This window comes from Mesorhizobium sp. M1A.F.Ca.IN.022.06.1.1 (assembly GCF_003952605.1).
Taxonomy (GTDB): Bacteria; Pseudomonadota; Alphaproteobacteria; order Rhizobiales; family Rhizobiaceae; genus Mesorhizobium.
In genome coordinates, this window is record NZ_CP034455.1 from 4765795 (window position 1) to 4784889 (window position 19095).

The window sequence follows — 19095 nt, forward strand, 5'->3', positions numbered from 1 at the left end:
CGGGCAGGCGGTGCCTTCGACACGACGGCACCTTGGAAGCAGAGGGGCCGCCGGGCTCCGAACCTGCGATCCTAAAAGCTGTTCCTTCGTTATCAGCAAAAATCATTCCAAGAGGTCGGACTCGGCCATGGCGTTGGGCCACGTTGGGGGCCACAGAACATGCACTATTTTCTTCGGAGCCCGAACCATTGACACATGTGTAAGGGCCTATCGCAACGCAGTTTGCTGACTCTATCGTCCCTCGCGATCCGACGACCATCGACCCACACCCCCGGCCCGTTGGGCGGTCGTCTTTTCGGGCTGGGAAGCCGACACAAAGGCGTCAACGGACCAGACTCCATCGGCGGCCCAGGGTCTTGAGGCGCAATAAACTTGGGGAACAAAGAGCCATGCTCACGCACGGGAACATTGGGGCCCGATAGAGGTTGGGGCTTATGTCGATCAGCTCAGTGTTGCCAGCTTCTTGCTCTGACCTGATTATTCGCAAGCTCCAGATCATCTCTGATCTTGCCTCAGCCGATATTGCTACTTTGAGAGATATCGCGGTTCAGGAGCGCGACTACCGGGCAGGAGACGATATCGTGCGCGAGGGCGACCGACCCTCTCATTCCTTCGCTGTTCTGGACGGCCTGGTGTCATCTGCGAAGTTCACCGGCGAGGGGAAGCGGCAGATCACATCGATCTTTGTTCCGGGAGACCTCCCGGATCTCCACGGAATTCATCTTTCGGTTATGGATTGCACCTTCGCGCCACTAACGCCGGCCCGAGTGGGGTTCATGCGCCACGATGCGCTGCGTGCCATCTGCACCAAACACCCGTCCATCGCCAACGTGTTCTGGCGCTCAACGCTGATCGATGCAGCGATATATAGAGAGTGGGTCACCAATGTCGGAAGGCGGGAGGCCTATGTTCGCATGGCTCACCTCCTGTGTGAGCTCATCGTCCGTCTCCATGCAGTCGGCCAAATTCAGGACCACGTGGCGGAATTTCCGGTCAGCCAGGCCGTGCTTGGCGACGCACTGGGTCTGTCCACCGTTCACGTCAACCGAGTGCTTCAGGAACTTCGCCGCGATGGCCTGATATCCACCTCGGGCTCAAGGCTCAAAGTTGTCGACTGGAATGAACTCGTGCGTGCAGGGGACTTTTACACCACCTACCTGCACGAAAAGAACGTGACGCCGCTATGAGTCCCCGCGAGGGGATTGACCGAGGTGCTAAGCATCTCGAGAGCATGGTGATCTTTGCGACGGAGAGCTGCCTCGAGGGGCTTATGGATTCTGTAGTCTACCTGGTTTCCCGTGAGAGCGCGGGCAACTTGACCGGCCGACCTTGGGGGCTAACGATCTACGTCCCCCAGTACTATGTCCAGAGAGCCCAGGATGGCGGTAACGTCAGCCAGCATATGGCCGCGGCAAAGCAGATCCATAGCCTGAAGATGCGCGAAGCTCGGGGCTCTCAGCTTGCACCGGTAAGGTTTGTTAGTCCCGTCAGATACCAGGTAGACGCCGAACTCTCCTTTCGGAGCTTCCACAGCAGCATACACTTCTCCGGTCGGGACCCGAAATCCCTCGGTGTAGAGCTTGAAATGGTGTATCAGCGCCTCCATCGACCGCTTCATGGCCGCACGTTTCGGCGGCACGATCTTACCGTCCGCGTTGGAAACCGGACCCGGCCCTTCTTTAGCCAGCAGATCCACGCACTGGCGCATTATCCTCGCTGACTGACGCATCTCCTCCATGCGCACGAGGTATCGATCGTAGCAGTCGCCGTTCTTACCAATCGGAATATCGAAATCCATTTCGGAATAGCACTCGTAGGGCTGGGCCTTGCGCAGGTCCCAAGCAGCACCGGAGCCACGCACCATTACCCCGGAGAACCCCAAACCCCAAGCATCCGATTCCGAAATCTGCCCGATATCCACGTTGCGGAGCTTGAAGATCCGATTGTCCGTCAGCAGCCTGTCTAGGTCATCCACTGATTTCAGAAACGGATCGATCCACTTGCCGATATCCGAGATAAGCTCGTCGGGCAGATCCTGGTGTACGCCGCCTGGTCGGAAAAAAGCTGCATGCATCCGTGAGCCGCTTGCGCGCTCATAGAAGACCATCAGCTTCTCGCGCTCGATGAAGCCCCAGAGCGGCGGCGTAAGCGCCCCGACATCCATGGCTTGGGTGGTGACGTTGAGCAGATGCGAAAGGATGCGCGAAATTTCGCTATACAGGACCCGGATCAGTTGCCCACGCCTCGGCACCGTCAAACCCGTGAGCTTCTCGATCGCCAGACACCAGGCATGTTCCTGGTTCATCGGCGCCACGTAGTCGAGCCGGTCGAAATACGGCAGGGCCTGCAGGTAGGTCTTCGTCTCAATCAGCTTTTCGGTGCCACGATGAAGCAGTCCGATATGCGGATCAACCCGGTCGACTACTTCGCCGTCGAGCTCCAGCACTAGCCGCAGCACACCGTGAGCGGCCGGGTGCTGAGGGCCGAAATTGATATTGAAGCTTCGGACGGAATTCTCTGCCAAGCGGCCGTTCCTCAGCGCGGGAACGCACCCAACTGGGAGGCGAACCGGATGTTCCACCCACGCATTGCGTCACGAAGCAAATTCCGACTGCTTTGCATTGTGCACGCGTTCCTCCTGCAATTGGTTGTGTGCCGGCTATAGACGCGGGGGCGAGCGGGAACAAATAGGCTGTCACTTGGTTCCGGCTGCACGCAAACAAGGACTGCCCATGGACAGAGCGTCCCACATCAGCGAAGAAGCCGGCACGTCGCGTGCCGCTCCCGACCTTAGTCGGCTGCTGTTCGAACCAAACCTACGAGTCCATGGCCTGATAGACCAGACCGTCGTTTCGAATGTTCTCCATGACCTGAAAGCGGTTCGTGACGGCGGGAATGATCTGTACGTTGAAATTGATACGCCTGACGGCGACGCAGATGGCGCCCGACGAATTGCCCTAGAGATCAAGCTGTTCCTGAAACACTCTGGCCGCAACGGCTTCGTCCTTGGCAAGAACACGGTCTATTCTGCCGGGATCACCGTCCTCGCAGCTTTCCCGAAGAGTTCCCGGTTTTTATGTCCGCGGGCAGTCTTGCTGGTCCACGAACGTCGGCTCGAAAAGGAACTGGTCCTGAATGGGCCAATCCGCAGTTGCCTCCAGATCGTCCGGGAACAACTTGCCTTGCTGCAGACTGCTGAGCGGCTCGAAAACGAAGGCTTTGAGGATCTTGTGGAGGGTTCGAAGATATCTCTGGAGCAGCTTCGTGATCACGCCTTAAACAACTGCTACCTGATGGCCGAAAGAGCGTTGGAGTTGGGTCTTGTTGCGGACATCGCCCGATAGAATTAGGCCTCTGAACGGACTTGTCCGGCTTTGCCTTTGCCGGCCGAATAAAAACGGACGACGGCCATGACTGATAACGCAGACTTGGTAGCGCGAAGCGGCGGATGCCTTTGCGGTGCCGTGAGTGACGTTGTCACCGGCGAGCCCTTGTACGTCGGTTTGTGCCATTGCCAGGGACTGCAAGCGAACCAGCGGCACCGCGTACAGCGTGTTTGCTTCGCTTAGCTCAAGCCGATCGCGATACGGCCCGCAACTTAGACGCGGCGAATAGGTTCTCAAGCCTTCTCTAATGGAACCTACCGACGGATAGTGGGTTCGGTCTCGCGGCGCGCGTTGCCAGGCGAGGCGCCGTTTGGGGATCTGTGCTGCATTCCCCGGAGCCCGTTCGGCCTCCCAGGCGAGCGGGCTCTTGCCGTCCGGGGTTGGCAAGGAGAACCAGCAAACGGGACGGCTGAATCCTGCTATGATCCGCCTGCAATCCCGCCGCGAAACCCCGTTGGAAATGGCGCAGCGCCACGTTCGCTAGCGCACGGAACGCGTAGCGCGCCAGCGGGCGTTGATCGCCAGAATGGAAGTGCGTGGCCAACCCATAGGTGAAGCCGAACACCTGTTGCGGGAGTTTGAGGCGGCCCAACGCCAACACACCGAACACCTGAGGCGTCTCCGCGATAGCTAGCCGCCGTATGGAACCTTTCGCCCGGATCCGGATTCACGGCCAGAGGACCCTCCATGACCGAGAGCAAGAAAGAGCGCGACGAACGCATTCAGGCGGTGAAGGGATTTTCGAGTGCGGTTTCTCATGCGCGAAACCGGTATCACCGAGGCCCAGGCGCGCGAGCTCATCGACCTGATCGGCAACGACGCGAACTCTCGACTTCGAGAGGCGCGTCTTCTGGCGAGAAAGATAGACGCGCGACAACGCTAAGGCTCAAACCCATGTGCAACGACTACGAGCAGCATATCGCTTGGGCCGAATACTGCCGCATCATGGAGTCGCTCGCCTTGCAGATCTCCAGCCATCAGAGTGAACTTGACCTGCCGCAAGCTGACATCCGCATCAACGACCCGGCTCCGGTAATGCGCGCTGCCGGCGATGCAATCGAGCTAGCCTCGATGACATTCGGCTTCCCGCCCTCCGGTCCAAAGGGCGGGCCGGTGTTCAATTTTCGGTCGGAGGGGCGACAGTTCGCAAACAGCAGGCGCTGTCTTGTGCCGGTATCGGCCTTCTTCGAGTTCACCGGAACGAAGTACCCGAAGGCGAAGCACCGGTTCACGTCGACGGCGCCCCGTTCATGGCGATCGCGGGGCTCTGGCGCGAAGCGGCCGGCAACAAGCCGCCCACCTTCACCATGCTGACGACGGATCCCAGTCCCGACATTGCGCCCGTCAGGTCGTGGTCCTTGAGCCGGAGAACTGGTCCGCCTGGCTCAACCTGACGGAATCGGAGGGCGATCTAGTTGCGACCGCTTCCAGCCGGGTCTTTGTCAGTTGAGACGGTTCGAGAGTGAAGAGGCTGAACAGCCCGGCTGGTCATGCATCATGGCATGACTCCCCCAAGCACGAACATTTCCAGCATGCGGCATCGTCGGCCAGTGTCATCAATCCGACAACGTCGAGGTTGCGAGCTGGTCCTTCCCAGCTCGGGCTCACTTGAGCGAATTTGTAGACTGTCCAGTCGGCTTGGTTGTCACGCGGATCCACAGCACATTCCTGGCGCCAATCATGAACCGCCCGACCCGTGACCGCAATAGCTGCTTTCGACGGTGTTTCTGCAACCGCAACTTAGTGGGATGTGACCACGTGACCGGACATTACTTCAACCATGTAGCTCTGCAGGCAGCACTCGCTCCAACAGGACTTTCCAACTTGGCGCGGCCGGCCTTCTTCCAAACTGGCGGAATCCGGCGGCCGATGCATACTGTCGCGGAACTTGAAAACTTCGGCCGCCATCATTTTTGGCGGGCCCGCGTCATGTGCCTGCGTCCATAGGTTACGGGGGGAGTGCCTCAATTACGCTCCCCGTCCTACAGTGAACCGTCACTCTCGATACGGCACGTGGGTGCCCGGATCGTGATTGTACTGAGGCTCGCCGCCAGTGACTACCGGTTGGCAAAGCCCTCAGGGCGTTATGCTGGTGCCGGCGATGATCTCAGATCTCACTTCGGGGAGGTGCAGGACGAAGGGGCAAAACGGGTTCTAGCTCAATTAGGCACCTAACGTCTTTCGAGGAACAAATCGCATCAGCAGAGGTTCGGCTCGACCAACTACGGAGAAGAGCAATGTCTGAGTCGCGCGAATGGCTGATCCAATGGCTGAGGGATGCCCACGCCATGGAAGAACAAGCCGAAACTATGCTATCCGGCCAATTGAACCGGATCGAGAGCTACCCCGAACTCAGCGATAGAATCCGCATCCACCTGGAAGAGACAAGGGAACAGGCCAAGCGGTTGAAGACCTGCCTGGACGGCCTTGACGAGGGCTCTTCCATGCTGAAGGACGCAGGCGGCAAGCTGACCGCGACGGCGCAGTCGCTCAGCGGCGTATTTGCTGGCGACGAGGTCATGAAGGGGTCCCTGGCCAGCTACACCTTCGAGCACATGGAAATCGCATCTTACACCATCCTCATCGCCGCCGCGAATGCAGAGGGCGAAGCCGAGATCGCCCGCGTCTGTGAGCAGAATCTGCGGGAAGAGGAAGCGATGGCTGAGTGGTTGAAGAGCAACCTGTCACAAGTTACGGAAAAATTCCTAACGCGGGCAGAAGCCGATCGCGACAGTGCGAAACGCTGAGTGGACGGCGGTCAGGGACGCGAAAGCTGTTCGACCGCCAGCATCGAGCACAATCGGCATCCGACCGGGAGCTCGAGAAGGAACCTAAGCTGCTATGAGCACGCGTGGGAAAAATTTCCTCGATAAATGGATGGCGGAGCATGTGCCAAATGCGACGACCGACGATCCGCTCGCAATCATCTATCTGTCCGACGCGGCCATGGAAGCTGCAGGGCGCGAAGGCATCTCGCCCGAGGAGATTGAGGATGTCGGTAGCCTGTTGAGGGTGATCCTTACAGCCATGCAACACCGGAGGGGCGGTTTGGCCGACTGAGACCAAGAGGTGCCCGAGAACTGCGATCGGCATCAGAGATCTGCCGGCGCTCCGATCGGTTCGGCCCTGACGCTCCCGCACGGAGTAGGATCTGCAGCTGAAGATGAAATGCACGATGTGCGGCGGCAAGCCGATCACGCTGACCTATTCGCCCGACACCAGCCCGAAAGACCCTCCCCGCAAAGGACGTAGCCGGCCACCAAAAATGGAACCGCCGGACTTCTCCTGACCCTCAAATTTGAATGCGGGCTGGTCTGGCGCAGATCACGATAGGGTATGCCGCATTATCGGTTCGAAGTCGTTTGGAATGGGGAGAGCCTTGGAGACGCCTGGGTGGACCTGGCCACCATCAGCGATGCGCGGAAGGAAGCGCTAAGGGCGCTACACGACATTGCGGGCGAGGAAACGGTGGTCGCCGAGCAGGACCGCAGGCTAGTCGTGTCGGTACAGGACGAAGCTGGCTTGAGTGTCTATTCCGCAACTCTGACGCTGTCGCAGTCGCACTGATGTCTCTCAGAGCAGCAAGTGACGTTTCGCAGCGGTCAATCCAATCTAATCGACTCGTGCCCGACTTTTTCGGGGTGTATTGTCTTGCGGGTGTGGCGTCTCGGGGTAGAGGGTGAACGAATGTGTGAGAGCCTTCATAGTGCTGTCCCGCTCAGGAACGTGGGCATGCTGGCGTACGGCATAATTGAGCCTGCCGAAATCAACATTCTAGCGAAGGCAGTGAGCGACTACTGCTCAAGTCACAAGATCGAAAGCGTTGATGAGCGCGAGAACGTCGCGCTCAAGGTGATGAGCCTTTTCGGACGCGGGATAACCGATGCTGACCAGCTGTTGGAAGAACTTGAGAAGAACCTAAAGCGAGCCCGCAATGCGACGCCGGGAGAGCCTACTGGAAAAGGCAGAGCGCCACGTCCGCGAGGGCGAGGCGATAATCGCTCGCCAGCGTGAACTCATCGACAAGCTGGCGCGAGACGGTCACCCGATAGACGAGGCGCAAGAATTCTTGCGCAAGTTCATGCGGGTGCAGGCCGAGCACGTCGCCCACTGGGAGCGCTTGCTGGAAGAGACCTGGACGCGCTCTTCGAGCCCGCCGCGGGCCTACGAATGAACGTGGCAGGCTTCGGCCCGTCGCCACTCGGAGAGAGGGCTAAGGTCTTTTGGTATTTCGTGGGAACAGAACCGACATCGTGTATGTTAACCATTATCGTCGGCAACTACCAAAGGACGCCGGCGGCTGAGAGACAGCGACCTAGCGCTCCCGTCTGCATCAAGACCGGAGCGAGTCATGTCCGACCATTCCGTCAAGTATTTTTCACGCGCGCGCCTATCCGCGGATGACGTTAGGCTGATTGCTGAAGCGAGGAAGGCGATTGACCGCTCCCAGCAGAGATTGCGGGACACCAGGCCATTGACCGACCCCCACCGGCTAAGCCCGCATCTGACCCGGAACTTTGTATCCATCGCCGAGACGGGGCACGAATGGCGCGTCATTGTCGGGGAGGCCGGTATAGGCACCGCCATTCGTTCCTTCAGGCATCGCCTGCCGGCCTTCAACTTTGCCCAATGTCAGGTGATGCGGCTTGGTCTCGACAAGATCAGCTCGGTCTACGGCGTCAGCGATGCGTCTGGCGTCGCTGCTGTTCCCGAGGGGAACGGGGCCAACCCCCGCCGTTCCGGCTCATGACGCTTGCTGATGACATTGAGATGGTGCGAGGGCACGTCAGGCTCGGCAGACGGCACCTTGCCCTGCAGCGGGAACGGATAGCCAAACTACAACGCCTCGAACTGCCAGCTGCCGAGGCCATTGAATTCCTCGAACTCGTTGAAAGCATGCAGGAGCTTCACGAACTGCACTTGTCGCGCTTGCTGGAAAAGGCAGCGGGGCACGATGCAGCCTAGATATCGGGGGCCCGGCCTGCGAGGGTATCGAGGGGACCATGGGCGCACAGGCCGAGCCTTTGCCCCGTTGGCAGAGGGGCAGGTCTGGATTGTACGCCACCGTTCGGCGACTGACATCAGAACCTTAGGCGTAACTAATAAAAGCCCGCCGCAGCTAATGAGCGTAAGCGACGGGCCTTAGGTTGCCACTGAGACGGCTACATTCCCGAAGGAACCGACCGACTTCTTGTTAATCACTGACCCGTGAATTCGTTCCACAATGGGACGCCTGGAGCCCTGACGGACCTGTGCGGGGTCTTTTGATGCCGAATAACTTGGCGCGAAGCCGGTAGATCAACGGCCGCACATGGGGCCCGATGAAAATGATCGACCTCGCGCTCTCCCGGCCCGATTTCGGCAATCGGCGGGCACAGACCTGGCATCCTCGTCACGGCCGTAGCTTTCTGGCCTGGCGCCCCAGGGCTTTGCGGTTGTTGCCGTGCTGTCGGATCAGTTCCCTGACTGCTCCCGGCGAAATCCGGTGTCGCTTTGCGAAGTATTCAACCTCGTAGTCTTGATCCGCTGAGACTCGGTTGCCGTCACTGCCGCCGTATTTGGTCTTGTCGTCTTCCATTGGGGCATTCCTCCTGCCCGAAACACACCGGATCACAAACAAGATGTTCCGGCTGCGGAACACTTTGCGTTCGACCAAGTTGGGTTGCGGCGGCGCGCATCCTCCCAACCCCTATGCAAAGCCGCCGGGCGGAATCTCCGCTCTCCGCAGGCCCGCTCCTGCTCCCATCCGGGGCGGGCCGTTCTGGCCGCTCCCTTAGAGCGCTAACGCTTTCGGCTGTTCCGCATACCAACCGCAACACTCGCATTGATTCAATATGCACAAGCTGCGCCAAGCGGCCCTGCAGGATTTTCGGTGAAGAACAGGAGGTCACCGCCATAACCCGCTAGTCTCGGGTCGGCGATCGATCTGCGAAGGGGCGCACACACAGCTTTGAGGGAAGATGGACTGGCTTCGGCCGGCGGGCTTTTTTCGTGAGCAGCTGTCTAGTTTCGGTTCAGCCATTGGGTCGTCATCCGTTCAAAAACCCCGTCCCGTAAAAGCAGAAGATGAACGAGCGCAGCACCAATGTGCACTAGCGTTGCTCCGCAAAACGCCCAAAAGAGCGCACTGTGCAGAGCCAGCAGCCGGGCAGTTCCAAGCCACGGAATTTTCGGAGCGAACGGGATCGGCCAATACCCGAAAAGCTTGGGTGTCGACATGAACGGCATGGGCTGATGGCCGAGCCAGCCTGTGGCGATCAACGCGATCAGAATGGCATACAATGCGAGGTGGACAGCCACCGCGGCCGGGCGCTGAGGTTGGGGTGCCTGCGTCACCAACCTAAAAGCCATCCTGCAAAGGCATAGGGCAAAAAGTGCGAGGCCAAGGGACATGTGGGTTGGCATCCATCGCATCGCAACGGCGCCGCGCTCATTCATCGGCCCTAGGGTGATGACGATTTCCCAAACCAATAGCCCGACCGTCAACCAATGCAAAAGCCGCAGGGGCCAAGCCCAAGCAGCTGCCCGGGGATCCTCATTGTTGCTGCTTGTGCTTCGCAAGCCAGTCCTTCAGTTCGGCAATTTCCTTGGTCTGAGCGTCAATGACCTTTCGGGCCATCTTTTTCGTCCAGGCGTTCTTCCCGTGCGCCAGTTCGGCCTTGGCCATGTCGATCGCGCCTTGATGATGAGGGATCATTCCACAGACGAAAGCGATATCAATGTCCTTCGCCATCATGCCGGTCATCATATCGCTCTGCATCGCGCCCATACCGGCCATCATGTCCTTGTGAGCCGCGTCCATTTCCTCGAACTGCATCCCGCCACCTTGGTGGCTCATGTCCATAGCCGCCCCTGTTTTTTTACAAGCTTCAGGCAGCCCGTCCTCCTGCGCCATCGCGGCAATTGTAAGACTGCCGAGTGCAAGGGTGGCTAGGGCAAGACGTTTGAAAGCCATTGGCGTTCTCCTACAAGCTGATGCGCGCGCAGTTTGGACAATGGAAGGTAGGTCGTCCAAACGTATCGTCAACGCGCATATCCTGCGTCGCCAGGCTAGTTCGGCCTGGTTTCCGGGGCGACCAGCGGCCGACGCATGCTCCAGCTTGCCTCCATGACATTCGGCTTTCCCCCTGTCCGGTACAAAAGGCGGCCGGTGTTCAATCTCCGGTCTGAGGGGCGACACTTCGCAAACAGCAGGCGCTGTCTTGTGCCGGCATCGGCCTTCTTCGAGTTCACCGGAACGAAGTACCCGAAGGCAAAGCACCGATTTACTCCCAACGGCGCCCCGTTCATGACAATCGCGGGGCTTTGGCGCGAAGCGGGCGGCAACAACCCGCCGTCCTTTCGCATGCTGACGACCGGTCCTGGCCCGGACGTTGCGCCCTATCACAGCCGTTAGGCCGTAGTTATTCAGCCGGAGAACTGGTCCGCCTGGCTGAACCTGACAAAGCCGGAAGGTGAGTTGCTGCGGCCGCTTCCACCCGGGTCTCTTTAAGTTGAGACGGTTCGTCCTGAGGCACAGTGACCATTCTGTCGCTTTCCATCATCGAGACCTGGCCACTCTGTCGTGTAATCGATCATTCGCCTCCGCCGCAACCGTCCGACAGATTCCAGACATCGACGATCTGTTCGCCCGTGAAGCCGTGCTCGCGGATCAGGTACTTGGCCAGCCCCCCATACACACCCCAGCGCCAGCACTGGCAGCAGCACGGTCCTTTTTCGTTGGAGTTGGCCAATGCAAAGTCGTAACGGCGCTGTTCGTCGGCAGTGAGTTGCCGATCATAGTAGTGGATCATTTGCTGCGCGGTGACGGCCGGAATGTCGTATGGGTCCTGCGGGATCATCGCGATGACGCGGTATTTCACCAAGCCCTTTACCTGCTCGGTATAGCGTTTCATCTCCATCGGGCTGCAGCACGAGCCCTTGATCCGCGACATCGGCGGCATGGTCGCGATCGACGCCGTGAATTTGGGGGAGCAGGTGGCGTTGCCGTTCTGGCTAAGATCCTGGAAACGACTTGCCAGGCCGGCGTCGTCCTGGGCCTGTGCCGCAGCCTTGAATCCCGGCAGTCTAGGCATTGCCGTGGCGGCGATGACGCCCAAAACGATCTTTCGCCGAGTTGGGGTCGCGTTCATTTTCGTGTCCTGGCCTGTTCGAGCAGTTTCTTCAGCGTCGCTAGGTCGGTCGCTCCAGGAAATATCTGATCGCCTACGACGAAGCCTGGCGTGCCGGTGATCCCTAGCGCCTGCGCCAATTCAGTGTTGCGGTCGATCGACGCCTGGATATCGGGCTGCTGCATGTCGGTCTTCATGCGGTCGACATCGAGGCCAGCATCGGCGGCGATCTTGAGCACGGCTGCCTCCGTCACTCTCGTCCTAGAGCCGTAAAGCGCTTTGTGAAACGCGGCGTATTTGCCTTGCTTATCGGCTGCCAGCGCGGCTTTCGCCGCGAATACCGAATCCGGGCCAAGGATGGGAAACTCCTTGTAGACGATCCTGAGTTGCGGATCGCCTGCAACGGCCTGATCCATGATCGGCGCCATCATCCTGCAATAGGGGCAATTATAGTCGAAGAATTCGACAAGGGTGACATTGCCCTCAGCATTGCCGCCAACCGGGCTTCGTTTGTCGCGGAAGAGGTCGTCCGCCCGCGCCTTGACCACCTGCTTTACTTGGGCGGCCTGCGCTTGGCGCTGGCGCTGGTCCAGACTCTGCAGTGCCTGCACGAGAACCTCCGGATGGGCCAGGATATAGTCGTGTATCCGCTGATCGAGCTCGTCATGGGACATTTCGCCCGCCGCAATCGCCGGTTCCCGAGCGCCGGAATCGAGCAGGAACCATCCCGCCAGGCCAGCAATGAGCAGCATGCGGACGATGCCGCGAGGACGGCTTGCCTGTCTTGCCGTGGTGAACATGGATTTCCTCTTAATTTGTCCGTTGAATGGTCCTGTGTCACAGCAGGTTCCGCAATCTTGCCAGCCAGCCTTTCTCCGGCTCGGTGTGCGGTCGTTCAAGGTTGTTGGTGAGCGCGTTGATCATGGTGACCAGATTGACCGGGGCGAAGTTCAGGCCGTGGAAATTCGCGCGCCAATGGCCCTCCTTGTCGATCACGTGCGTGACGATGCCGTGCATCTGGTAGGCATCGTCGGTCAGCGTGAATTTGTGGCCGAAGGCTTCGGCAAGCTTGCGGGTCGCGTCGTCGGATTGATCCTGCGTCGTGGTCAGGAACAGCCAGTTGGCCGGATCGAGCCCATGCGCCGGCCCATAGGCGCGCAGCACGTCGGGCGTGTCCCGCTTCGGATCGGTGGTGACAGTCACGAAAATGACCTGGCCCTTCATCGGCGTGGCGTTCACCATCTGCTGCACCTCCGCGAGCTTCTCGGCATGGAGCGGGCAAACGTCGGGACACGAAGTGTAGACAAAGTGCAGCACCACCACCTTGCCGCGCAGGTCGGCGAGCCGCACGACGGCTCCATCGGCGGCGCGCAGCGTGAAATCGGGGGCCGGCTTGTCGATCGCCTGAAAGTACTTCTCGTCGTCCTTCAGCAGCTCATTGACCTCGTCCAACGAATGCGCCCGCGCGCCAGGGATAAAGCTGGGAGCCAGCACCGCTATGGCAACAAGCCCGCGCAGCATCGGCCCCCATCCATTCCAGGTCGACAAAACTCCGCACGCTCTGGTTCGCAAAAGCATCGGTTATTTCCCTTCTCGGTTCGCGGCGATAAGGCCGCGGATGAACTCGGTCATCTCGGGCGAGTCCCATTCGGCCGGGCCAATCAGGCGGCCGATCTCCCTGCCGCTGCCATCGATCAGCAGGGTCATCGGAAGACCGGGCGCGCCGAGCGTGAACATCGCCTTGGCCGAGCTGTCGATGTTGAGGGCAAGATGCATGACCCCGGTCTCGGCGAAGAATTTCTTCACGACATCGGGTCCCTTCCGGTCCATCGACAGCGCGACGACCTCGAAGTCTGGCCCGCCGAGCGTGGCCTCGAGGCGGTCGAGCGTCGGCATTTCCTTCCGGCACGGGGCACACCACGTCGCCCAGATATTGAGCAGCACTAGTCTGCCGGAATAATCCTCGAGCGTTTTCTGCTTGCCCGCGCCGTCGGTGAAGCTGATTGCGGGTAAGGTGGTGGGCGTTTCCGGAACGACAAAATCCGACGTCGGCCCGGCCGCCGCCGACCCCGCAACCAGCAGCAGCGCGAGCGCGATGACAAGGTTGGCAGACGTCATGGCTCCCTCACTCTGTCGCATAGACGGTCGGCGCCTTGCCGTCCTTGGTGAAGGCGTAGATAGTCCAGGTCTCGCTCTTTTCGCCGCCCATGCCGGGCGCGCCAGCCGGCATGCCAGCCAGCGTGATGCCCGCGATGGCAGGTCGCTCGGTCAGAAGCTTCTTGACGATCTCGACAGGCACCAGACCGTCGACCACATAACCGTCGACCATCATCGTATGGCAGCCTTCGAGGTCGGCGGGCACGCCGGCATCGCTGCTGATCTGAGAAAGATTGTTGACCGGCTTGATGTCTACCTTGAAGCCGTTTCGTTCGAGATAGTCGGCATAAGCCTCGCAGCAGCTGCATTGCGGGTTCTTGTACATCACCGCGTCAATCGTCGCGGCGAGGGTCGGCAGCGGCATGGCGATCGCGAGGCCGATGGCGGTGAGGGCATGAGGCAGTTTCATAGTCGGTTCTCCTTTGAAATTGCTATGCGAAGGATCAGGTCACCCGGAAGACGGTCATCAGGCCTGCCATCTGGTGGTCGGCGACATGGCAGTGCAGCATCCAGTCGCCGGGATTGTCGGCTACGAAGGCACATTCGACCGTGTCCTTCGGCGCGAGCAGCACCGTGTCCTGCCATTGCCGGTGCGACACCGGCGAGCCGTTGCGGGCAAGGATCGACAGGCTGAACCCGTGGACGTGCATCGGATGCCACCAAGCCGTCTGATTGCGAATCGTCAGGTGGCAGGTGACGCCTCGTCGCAGCGTGAACTGCGGTACCATGCCGGCGTGACCGTCGCCGGTCATCGACATGCCGTTGATCGCCCAGGCAGCCGTGCCGTTCATGCCCATGTTCATGCCAGACATGCCCATCATCCCGCCGACGCCCGCGAGCTTGCCGCCGCCCATCATGCCGCCTTGCAGAACGATCTCCTGTCGCAGGGCTTTGGCGAGATCAGGCTCCGGCAGGGGATTGCGCGGTAGCGCAGTGGGCCGCTCCAGGGGATGCACCCTGAGCGGTGGCGCCTTGTCATAGGCAAGCGTGGCCAGCGTGTAGGCAAGGCCGTCGTAGAACTCGTCGATTACGCGATACCGGCGACCCGGTTTGCCTTGCATGTGCAGCGCCATGTCGACGCGCATCGCCGGCCCCAGCACGACGCGGCCGTCGTCCGGCTCGTGCGGGTCGCACGGCTGGCCGTCGATCGCCAGGATGACCGGCCGGTGGCCTTCAAAGCGCAGCGCCATCATGCGGGCAAGCGCGGCATTGGCGAGCCGCAGCCGGATGCGCTCGCCAGCGCGCACACCGTGATCGGCCGGTGCCGAGCCATTGATGGTGACGAGGTTGCCGATCCGACCTGACATCGTGGCATCCATCGCGCTGCCGAAGCCACCGGAGATCTGGCCATCGGCGGCTAGCCGCCAGTCCTGCAGCAGCCAGATCAGATCGCGGTCGAATTCGACAAGCTCTGCCTCCTCGACAATGAGCGCGCCCGCAAGGCCTCGACCGAGCTGCACCAGGCTGTCGGCATGCGGATGATACCAGAAAGTGCCGGCATCCGGCGGCGTGAACTCATAAGTGAAATTTGATCCCGGCGCGATCGGGGGCTGGGTCATCCCGGGCACCCCGTCCATGGCGTTTGGTAAGCGGATGCCGTGCCAGTGAACGGTGGTGTCCTCGGCCAACCCGTTCTCTACAGTGATCCGCACCGGCCGGCCTTGCCGTAGGCGCAGCACCGGGCCGGGAATGGTGTCGCTGTAGGCCCAGGTCGGAGTGGATGGGCCGCCGGGACCAGTCAGTCGCGCCTGGCTTGGCGCCGCCCTCAAGGTCCGTTCGTCGATGGCGGATCCGCGGGCGGGACGTATTGGCAGCGACATGGCAGCCCCTGACGCTGCAGCGAGAAAGCCGCGACGCGACAGCAAAAGACGTGAACCGGAATTCATTTATACGCTCTACGATCTCGATCTACGACGGGCATTGCGGCATGAACCGGATTGCCGTGCGCGCCCGCATCACGATCGTGTGCAAAGCGGGCGATCAGACGCCAAGGATCAGCCGCTGTGCGGCCGATACGGCATCAGATGAGAGCAGTGGGTCGGGGAGGGGATGGGTCGGGCAGGGAACTTCGCCCGCGAAGAAGGGGAGTGGGCAGCGCCCGGAGCTGCTGCATGCCCGGCACGATCATCACGGCCGGATCCTGCGGCAGCACCGCGAGGACGGGGGCGATGCAATCCGGCGGACAATGCATCGGGCCAGTTTTGCCGCTTGTGTCCTTGCACGCCTTGCAGTCGTGGTGCATGGCGCCGTCAGCCATCTTGCCCATTCCGTCAGCGGCCGGCATCGCCATGGCGTTCTCGCTTGCCATCCTCGACGACATGACGCTTGCCTGGGCGACAGACAGGCTGAACCCGGCGGTCAGCAAGACCGCGAGCAGCATGGCCAGGAGGTGTTTTGGCGACAATCGAGCCATTGTCGGCCTAGCGTAGGGCAAAGTCCGGGTTTTGCAAGTCGCAACGTTGACCGAAAATTCATTGACAAGAGCGGCGTTCACTCGCCTCCTTAAGTGTTCTCTAATGTACGGAGGCAGCAATGCCATACACGTATCGATGCAGAGATTATCCGGGGATGGAGGCTTGTCCGGGGAGCTTCACGGCAGAGAGCGCGGAGGAAGTCATGAAGCATGTCGAGCTTCACGCGAAGTCTGCCCATGACGAAGACCCCAATCAATGGTCCCAAGAGGATCGGCGGCAGTTGCAAGCGCTGGTGATCGCCAGCTAGGCCTCAGCGCCGATGACCGTAAGGCTGTCGGCATATTCACTCGGCTGGCGCGAGATCGGCGATCGCAGATTTTCGGCGATCTCGACGGACGGTGCTCTTCGGTCCGCGATTGTAGCAGCCCGTCGCGCCTTTTCGGTCGACTCTTTTCGCCCAAATGCAACAAGGTTGAGGGGCGCCGGTTAATTCGCCGCCCATAGACTTACCAGGGTGACTGCTGCGTACCTCGCCGCCTTTCCAAGGCCGACTAAAACCACGAACAAGGCGAGCCGGACCCGTGCCGCGCCTGCCACGACGGTGAAAGCATCTCCGACCACTGGCAACCATGCGAACAAGAGCGTCCACGCGCCATAGCGGCGAAACATGCGGCTCGCCCGCTCAAACTGCCGGGGAGTGATAGGGATCCATTGCTTCGACCGGAGCGCGTCGATCCCCCGGCCCAATATCCAGTTCACAACCGAGCCCAGCGTGTTGCCGATGGTAGCAACCGTAAAGAGTAGGGCCGGATCGCCCCGACCGGTCGCCAATAGGCCAACAAGCACGACCTCAGACGAAACCGGCAGCACCGTTGCCGCTAGGAAGGCGCTGACGAACAGCGAACCGTAGACTGCCAGCCCAGTCACTATGAAGGGCCGATTATGCCCGCACGTCGACGATACCCATCATGCCGAGCTGTTCGTGCTCGAGGAGATGGCAGTGATACATGCGCTGGCCTGGTCGCTCTTGTCGCAACAAGAGCCGGACCGTCTCGCCGCGTGCAACGTTGACCGTGTCTTTCCAAGCAAGATAGGGTGATTTCGTGACCTTGCCGCCGCGCTCGTGCTCGATTACCTGGAACTGCGTGCCGTGCAAATGGAACGGGTGATCCATTTCGGCTTGGTTGACGATCTCCCAGAGTTCGGTCTGACCAGCCTTAGAGACAATGTCGATACGGCCCATGTCGAAGGCCTTGCCATTGATCAGGAACCCCATCTGCCTATCGGTGGCAGTCATGGTCATGGTTTCGGTCAACACGAGGCGCCGGCTGGCGGTGGGGTTCCCGAGCTGAGCGATCGGCCGCAGTCGCTCGGGAATCGGGGGCACGGGCCCGGCAAGATTGTCTGAAACATCGACTGTGAGCAGCGTCAGCCCGGCATCGGCTGGACGGCCTGGGCCCATCCAGCCGCGGTCGTAGTCTAAGGTGTATAGCGTAACGGGGCCTGACTTCTCGAAAGATACGACAAGTTCAAGACGCTCCGCCGGGCTGAGCAGGATCTCCCTTGCTGCCACCGGCGCCTCCAGCAGCCCGCCGTCGCTGCCGATGATGGTCATCGGCGCGCCATCGAAAGCGAGTTTCAGGTAGCGCGCATTGGTAGCATTATAAAGCCGAAAACGCCGTTTCGCGCCCATTCCCACCGAGAGCTTCGGGTTCTTCTGCCCATTGACCAGTACGTGGTCCCCGACGCGGCCGTTCATCAGGTCCGTCATAGTGTTTTCGGGCATAGAGCCGTCGGCGGCGAGCCTGAGGTCGGTGAACACGAGCACGGTGTCGCCATATTCGGCCGGCACGGGATCGGTTTTCGCCTTGACCACGAATGCGCCAGCCAAGCCGCGATAAACCTGCTCGGCTGTCTTGCCGTGCGGATGCGGATGGTACCAGTACGAACCGGCCGACCCTTCCGGCAGGTCGAAGACGTAGACGCGGTCCGCCCCCGCGGCCACAGGGTCCATCGGATTGCCGTCCTGGTCGGCCGGTACCGGCATGCCATGCCAGTGGATTGTGCTTTGCTCGCCCTCGATCCTGTTGGCGAAGGCGATCTCGACCCGATCGCCTTCATAGGCCTCGATCAGCGGCCCGGGGCTCATACCGTTATAGGCAAGGATCGGCGTGTCCAGTTCTTCGGCGAAGCGCGCGACGGCGGGTTCCGCCGTCAGCTTTGCCTTGAAAAGGCCGGGGGTGCTGGCCTCGTTGGCAAGCAGTGGCAAATTGCGCAGCGCCTCGCCCTCCGGAAGGGCGACGGCGCCTTTCGCCATGGCGCCCATGTCGTGCCCGGAATGGCCACCCATATCCATGCCCGGCATGGAGTCCATGTTGGACATGTCGTCCATCTTCGTTTGCGCCAGCGCCGTGGAACTGGCCAGAGTAGCCAAGCTTGCCACAAGAAATTCGCGTCGATGCATGTATTTGTCTCCTAGGTCAAATTGGCGCGTCTCGAGTACGCGCAGTGTTCAGAAGGTGTGGCGATGCCGGACGCCGTCGACGGCGGGCTGCCGACGCTTGCGGGGCCTGGCTGGTCCAGCGTCGTGCCCGCTGGAAAGATCTTCGATGATCGGACAATGCGGCCGATCATCCCCCTGACAGTGCTCAGCCAAATGACGCAGCGTCTTGGACATATCGCGAAGCTCGCGCATCTTCCGCTCGAGTTCCGCGACATGCTCCAGAGCGATACGCTTGACATCGGCACTGGTGCGTGATCGGTCGCCCCAAAGGGCGAGCAGATTGGCCATTTGGTTTACCGAAAAGCCGAGATCCCGGGCGCGCTGAATGAAGCGTAGGGCATGAATGTCGCTGTCCGAATAGACGCGATAGCCGGCGTCGGTTCGGGCGACGTTGGGGATCAGGTCAATTGACTCGTAGTAGCGGATCATCTTGGCCGAGACACCTGACGCGGCTGCGGCTTCACCAATGTTCATGACCGAATTTCCTTTCTTTGGATCTTGCGACGCCTGCAGCAGGACGCTTG

23 protein-coding genes and 2 pseudogenes are annotated in these 19095 nt (G+C 60.5%); 11 read left to right on the forward strand and 14 right to left on the reverse strand.

The genetic code is table 11. From position 1 onward, the window contains the following. The first annotated feature begins 434 nt into the window (after positions 1–434). Positions 435–1187, forward strand: coding sequence for a Crp/Fnr family transcriptional regulator (locus tag EJ078_RS22830; RefSeq protein ID WP_164746644.1), 753 nt, complete (start codon positions 435–437; stop codon positions 1185–1187). Between the two features lie 149 nt (positions 1188–1336). Here the strand turns inward: EJ078_RS22830 and EJ078_RS22835 are convergent, their stop codons facing one another. Beyond that, positions 1337–2524 carry an NADH-quinone oxidoreductase subunit D gene (locus EJ078_RS22835; protein ID WP_127213880.1) on the reverse strand — a complete coding sequence of 396 codons (1188 nt, stop codon included), beginning with the start codon at positions 2522–2524 and terminating at the stop codon, positions 1337–1339. A gap of 208 nt (positions 2525–2732) precedes the next feature. Between EJ078_RS22835 and EJ078_RS22840 the strand changes: the two genes are divergently transcribed. The 5 genes and pseudogenes from EJ078_RS22840 to EJ078_RS22860 all read left to right on the forward strand — a co-directional run bounded on the left by EJ078_RS22840 (position 2733) and on the right by EJ078_RS22860 (position 6953). After that, entirely contained in the window at positions 2733–3344 is a 612-nt protein-coding gene (locus EJ078_RS22840) for an ATP-dependent Clp protease proteolytic subunit (RefSeq protein WP_127334679.1), read from the forward strand. Positions 3345–4280: 936 nt separating this feature from the next. Further along, positions 4281–4852, forward strand: a pseudogene (locus EJ078_RS22845) (SOS response-associated peptidase family protein). A gap of 771 nt (positions 4853–5623) precedes the next feature. Then, complete coding sequence (locus tag EJ078_RS22850) at positions 5624–6133, forward strand: DUF892 family protein (protein ID WP_095802953.1); 510 nt, start codon at positions 5624–5626, stop codon at positions 6131–6133. 130 nt (positions 6134–6263) lie between these two features. Beyond that, the gene (locus tag EJ078_RS22855) at positions 6264–6446 is read left to right on the forward strand and encodes a hypothetical protein (protein WP_245456843.1); all 183 of its coding nucleotides are present in this window, start codon (positions 6264–6266) and stop codon (positions 6444–6446) included. Positions 6447–6779: 333 nt separating this feature from the next. Then, the gene (locus tag EJ078_RS22860) at positions 6780–6953 is read left to right on the forward strand and encodes a hypothetical protein (RefSeq protein WP_164746643.1); all 174 of its coding nucleotides are present in this window, start codon (positions 6780–6782) and stop codon (positions 6951–6953) included. Between the two features lie 385 nt (positions 6954–7338). On the opposite strand, the gene EJ078_RS22865 is transcribed toward EJ078_RS22860, so the two are convergent. Next, on the reverse strand, positions 7339–7497 hold the full coding sequence (locus tag EJ078_RS22865; protein ID WP_164747403.1) for a hypothetical protein: 159 nt from the start codon (positions 7495–7497) through the stop codon (positions 7339–7341). Positions 7498–7737: 240 nt separating this feature from the next. Between EJ078_RS22865 and EJ078_RS22870 the strand changes: the two genes are divergently transcribed. Both EJ078_RS22870 and EJ078_RS22875 read left to right on the forward strand, forming a co-directional pair. Then, a complete protein-coding gene (locus tag EJ078_RS22870; protein WP_127213876.1) occupies positions 7738–8136 on the forward strand; it encodes a hypothetical protein in 399 nt (132 codons plus the stop codon). Next, positions 8133–8351, forward strand: coding sequence for a hypothetical protein (locus tag EJ078_RS22875; RefSeq protein WP_127213875.1), 219 nt, complete (start codon positions 8133–8135; stop codon positions 8349–8351). The genes EJ078_RS22870 and EJ078_RS22875 overlap by 4 nt, the downstream gene beginning before the upstream one ends. A 427-nt stretch (positions 8352–8778) precedes the next feature. Here EJ078_RS22875 and EJ078_RS22880 read toward each other — a convergent pair whose 3' ends face one another. The 3 genes from EJ078_RS22880 to EJ078_RS22890 all read right to left on the reverse strand — a co-directional run bounded on the left by EJ078_RS22880 (position 8779) and on the right by EJ078_RS22890 (position 10341). Beyond that, positions 8779–8964, reverse strand: a complete 186-nt coding sequence (locus tag EJ078_RS22880; RefSeq protein ID WP_127213874.1) for a DUF3606 domain-containing protein — start codon at positions 8962–8964, stop codon at positions 8779–8781. Positions 8965–9389: 425 nt separating this feature from the next. Then, a complete protein-coding gene (locus EJ078_RS22885) occupies positions 9390–9947 on the reverse strand; it encodes a cytochrome b/b6 domain-containing protein (protein ID WP_127213873.1) in 558 nt (185 codons plus the stop codon). Further along, entirely contained in the window at positions 9922–10341 is a 420-nt protein-coding gene (locus EJ078_RS22890; protein ID WP_127213872.1) for a DUF305 domain-containing protein, read from the reverse strand. The genes EJ078_RS22885 and EJ078_RS22890 overlap by 26 nt, the downstream gene beginning before the upstream one ends. Positions 10342–10446: 105 nt before the next feature. Here EJ078_RS22890 and EJ078_RS22895 point away from each other — a divergent pair. Beyond that, positions 10447–10878 (forward strand): annotated as a pseudogene (locus tag EJ078_RS22895) (SOS response-associated peptidase family protein). 82 nt (positions 10879–10960) lie between these two features. Here EJ078_RS22895 and EJ078_RS22900 read toward each other — a convergent pair. Genes EJ078_RS22900 through EJ078_RS22925 form a run of 6 tightly spaced genes read right to left on the reverse strand, consistent with a single transcriptional unit; the run spans position 10961 to position 15474 of the window. After that, positions 10961–11518: a hypothetical protein gene (locus EJ078_RS22900; protein WP_127213871.1), complete on the reverse strand. Its 558-nt coding sequence runs from the start codon at positions 11516–11518 to the stop codon at positions 10961–10963. Further along, positions 11515–12297: a DsbA family protein gene (locus EJ078_RS22905; protein ID WP_127213870.1), complete on the reverse strand. Its 783-nt coding sequence runs from the start codon at positions 12295–12297 to the stop codon at positions 11515–11517. Before EJ078_RS22905 ends, EJ078_RS22900 begins: the two co-directional genes overlap by 4 nt. A gap of 37 nt (positions 12298–12334) precedes the next feature. Beyond that, the gene (locus tag EJ078_RS22910) at positions 12335–13018 is read right to left on the reverse strand and encodes an SCO family protein (RefSeq protein ID WP_245456841.1); all 684 of its coding nucleotides are present in this window, start codon (positions 13016–13018) and stop codon (positions 12335–12337) included. A 60-nt stretch (positions 13019–13078) separates the two neighbouring features. Further along, positions 13079–13615: a TlpA disulfide reductase family protein gene (locus EJ078_RS22915; protein ID WP_127324783.1), complete on the reverse strand. Its 537-nt coding sequence runs from the start codon at positions 13613–13615 to the stop codon at positions 13079–13081. 7 nt (positions 13616–13622) lie between these two features. Next, positions 13623–14063, reverse strand: a complete 441-nt coding sequence (locus tag EJ078_RS22920; RefSeq protein WP_127324782.1) for a DUF411 domain-containing protein — start codon at positions 14061–14063, stop codon at positions 13623–13625. 34 nt (positions 14064–14097) lie between these two features. Next, a complete protein-coding gene (locus EJ078_RS22925; RefSeq protein ID WP_127324781.1) occupies positions 14098–15474 on the reverse strand; it encodes a multicopper oxidase family protein in 1377 nt (458 codons plus the stop codon). Between the two features lie 291 nt (positions 15475–15765). On the opposite strand from EJ078_RS22925, the gene EJ078_RS22930 reads away from it, so the two are divergent. Together EJ078_RS22930 and EJ078_RS30760 are read left to right on the forward strand one after the other, a co-directional pair. Beyond that, on the forward strand, positions 15766–16083 hold the full coding sequence (locus EJ078_RS22930) for a hypothetical protein (protein WP_164748121.1): 318 nt from the start codon (positions 15766–15768) through the stop codon (positions 16081–16083). 103 nt (positions 16084–16186) lie between these two features. Continuing rightward, a complete protein-coding gene (locus tag EJ078_RS30760; protein WP_095832655.1) occupies positions 16187–16375 on the forward strand; it encodes a DUF1059 domain-containing protein in 189 nt (62 codons plus the stop codon). Positions 16376–16554: 179 nt separating this feature from the next. On the opposite strand, the gene EJ078_RS22940 is transcribed toward EJ078_RS30760, so the two are convergent. The 3 genes from EJ078_RS22940 to cueR form a co-directional block, all read right to left on the reverse strand. Continuing rightward, entirely contained in the window at positions 16555–16995 is a 441-nt protein-coding gene (locus EJ078_RS22940; protein ID WP_127213866.1) for a YqaA family protein, read from the reverse strand. A gap of 13 nt (positions 16996–17008) precedes the next feature. Continuing rightward, positions 17009–18394 carry a multicopper oxidase family protein gene (locus EJ078_RS22945; protein WP_245458907.1) on the reverse strand — a complete coding sequence of 462 codons (1386 nt, stop codon included), beginning with the start codon at positions 18392–18394 and terminating at the stop codon, positions 17009–17011. 186 nt (positions 18395–18580) lie between these two features. After that, on the reverse strand, positions 18581–19045 hold the full coding sequence (gene cueR, locus EJ078_RS22950; RefSeq protein ID WP_127213896.1) for a Cu(I)-responsive transcriptional regulator: 465 nt from the start codon (positions 19043–19045) through the stop codon (positions 18581–18583). Positions 19046–19095: the final 50 nt, after the last annotated feature.

Coding starts and splice junctions, on each gene's coding strand:
- EJ078_RS22840 (WP_127334679.1), top strand. CDS start 2,733: ATGGACAGAGCGTCCCACATCAGCGAAGAAGCCGGCACGTCGCGTGCC.
- EJ078_RS22870 (WP_127213876.1), top strand. CDS start 7,738: ATGTCCGACCATTCCGTCAAGTATTTTTCACGCGCGCGCCTATCCGCG.
- EJ078_RS22910 (WP_245456841.1), bottom strand. CDS start 13,018: ATGCTGCGCGGGCTTGTTGCCATAGCGGTGCTGGCTCCCAGCTTTATC.
- EJ078_RS22920 (WP_127324782.1), bottom strand. CDS start 14,063: ATGAAACTGCCTCATGCCCTCACCGCCATCGGCCTCGCGATCGCCATG.
- cueR (WP_127213896.1), bottom strand. CDS start 19,045: ATGAACATTGGTGAAGCCGCAGCCGCGTCAGGTGTCTCGGCCAAGATG.
- EJ078_RS22905 (WP_127213870.1), bottom strand. CDS start 12,297: ATGTTCACCACGGCAAGACAGGCAAGCCGTCCTCGCGGCATCGTCCGC.
- EJ078_RS22930 (WP_164748121.1), top strand. CDS start 15,766: ATGCCCGGCACGATCATCACGGCCGGATCCTGCGGCAGCACCGCGAGG.
- EJ078_RS22855 (WP_245456843.1), top strand. CDS start 6,264: ATGGCGGAGCATGTGCCAAATGCGACGACCGACGATCCGCTCGCAATC.
- EJ078_RS22925 (WP_127324781.1), bottom strand. CDS start 15,474: ATGTCGCTGCCAATACGTCCCGCCCGCGGATCCGCCATCGACGAACGG.
- EJ078_RS22900 (WP_127213871.1), bottom strand. CDS start 11,518: ATGAACGCGACCCCAACTCGGCGAAAGATCGTTTTGGGCGTCATCGCC.
- EJ078_RS30760 (WP_095832655.1), top strand. CDS start 16,187: ATGCCATACACGTATCGATGCAGAGATTATCCGGGGATGGAGGCTTGT.
- EJ078_RS22915 (WP_127324783.1), bottom strand. CDS start 13,615: ATGACGTCTGCCAACCTTGTCATCGCGCTCGCGCTGCTGCTGGTTGCG.
- EJ078_RS22945 (WP_245458907.1), bottom strand. CDS start 18,394: ATGGGCGCCATGGCGAAAGGCGCCGTCGCCCTTCCGGAGGGCGAGGCG.
- EJ078_RS22850 (WP_095802953.1), top strand. CDS start 5,624: ATGTCTGAGTCGCGCGAATGGCTGATCCAATGGCTGAGGGATGCCCAC.
- EJ078_RS22890 (WP_127213872.1), bottom strand. CDS start 10,341: ATGGCTTTCAAACGTCTTGCCCTAGCCACCCTTGCACTCGGCAGTCTT.
- EJ078_RS22830 (WP_164746644.1), top strand. CDS start 435: ATGTCGATCAGCTCAGTGTTGCCAGCTTCTTGCTCTGACCTGATTATT.
- EJ078_RS22880 (WP_127213874.1), bottom strand. CDS start 8,964: ATGGAAGACGACAAGACCAAATACGGCGGCAGTGACGGCAACCGAGTC.
- EJ078_RS22875 (WP_127213875.1), top strand. CDS start 8,133: ATGACGCTTGCTGATGACATTGAGATGGTGCGAGGGCACGTCAGGCTC.